Origin of the sequence: Methylobacterium sp. WL120 (assembly GCF_008039465.1) — a bacterium.
In the GTDB taxonomy this organism is placed as follows: domain Bacteria; phylum Pseudomonadota; class Alphaproteobacteria; order Rhizobiales; family Beijerinckiaceae; genus Methylobacterium; species Methylobacterium cerastii.
Window position 1 is genome coordinate 1 of record NZ_VRUT01000337.1, and the last position, 1,356, is coordinate 1,356.

2 protein-coding genes are annotated in these 1,356 nt (G+C 75.1%); both read right to left on the reverse strand.

The features are described from left to right. Positions 1 to 964: precorrin-3B synthase (locus FV229_RS26865; protein ID WP_147754818.1), on the reverse strand; the 964-nt coding region annotated here is incomplete at its 3' end. Then, positions 961 to 1,356 (reverse strand): cobaltochelatase subunit CobN (locus tag FV229_RS26870; RefSeq protein ID WP_187275308.1); only part of this gene is annotated, 396 nt, incomplete at its 5' end. The genes FV229_RS26865 and FV229_RS26870, both read right to left, overlap by 4 nt.

Genomic DNA, 1,356 nt, shown 5'->3' on the forward strand with positions numbered 1-1,356 from the left:
GCGGGTCGTCGGGCGCGGTGACGAAGCCGGCGGCAGCGAGTTCGGCCGCCGCATCGCCCCGGCGCTGCGACCGCGGGCCGCGCACCGGCAGGACGAAGCCGCGCGTCGGCGAGACGCGGATGTCGTCCGTGTCCAGGTCGTCCGCGACCTGCGCCAGCCGGACGAGCATCGCCACGGTGCAGCGGCCGAAGGGCGCTTCGATCGGGAGGAACGGCGCCGTATCGACGGATAGGGCGCCTCTCCCTCCCTCCCCGCCAGATGAGGGGACGGCGAACGTCGCGCCGTTTGCCGACAAAGCCATCACCATCTCGGCACGCGCGTCGGCCGAAAGGTCGCGGACGCGGCGTTGGCCGCTCGCGGCGAACCCGCTCAACAGCCATGCGACAGCTGCCGCGACATGCCCCGCGTCCCAGGTTCCGACCCACGCGACTCCGGACACTTCGCCGAGGCCCAAAACCGCCACGCTGGGTCCGACCGCTCGCACGTGGATGTCGGCCGCGATCTCCGCCGGATCGAGGCCGGCGCCCTCGATCAGCACCAGGGTCTTCGGCGGCAGGCCGGCGATGGCGATCCCGTGCGCCTCGATCGCGCGGGCGATGCCCGCCACGTCGATTGCCTCGCCTGCCAACCCGGCGAGCGGGCTCGTCAGGGTGAGGCGCTGCGGGCCGCCGTCGGCGCGCACGTCGCCGAGGCCGGCCGCGTCCAACGCCGCGACGAGACCGGGGCGGGTGGCCTCGCTCACGCCGCGCAGCTGCAGGTTGGCGCGGGCGGTGACGTCGACATGGCCGTTGCCGAAGACGCGGGCGGCGTCGGCCACCGCACGAAGCTGCGCCCGCGTCAGGATGCCGAGCGGCGGATGGATGCGCGCGATCAGCCCGTCGCCGGTCGGCATCGGGCGGGCGAGGCTCGGGCACCAGCCGCGGCGGCTCGAGGCCTCGGGGAGGACGCGGCGGGACGCGCTCATTCCGCCGCCTGCGGCATCAGCTCGTCGGCCGGCATCGCGTTGCGGCGGCTGGTCCAGAGCCCGCGGGCGCGGGCATCGTCGAAGCGCTCCAGGATCGCCCGGGTCGCCGCCGGGTTGGCGGCGCGCAGGGCGTCGAAAGTGTCGAGATCGGCGATCCAGGCGCCGTAGAGCCGGTCGAAGTCGGCGTCGGTGACGGCGTCGGTGGTGGCGGCCAGCACGAACACCGCGTCGAGCCCCTGGGCCAGCTCCTGCGCGCCGCGATAGCCGTGGCGAAGCTGGCCGGCGATCCAGCGCGGGTTCGCCAAGCGGGCGCGGACGAGGCGGGCGGCGTCCTCGCGGGCGGTGCGCGCCTTCGGCGCCTCGGGATTCGAGGCGTCGAGGCTGTAGAGCGT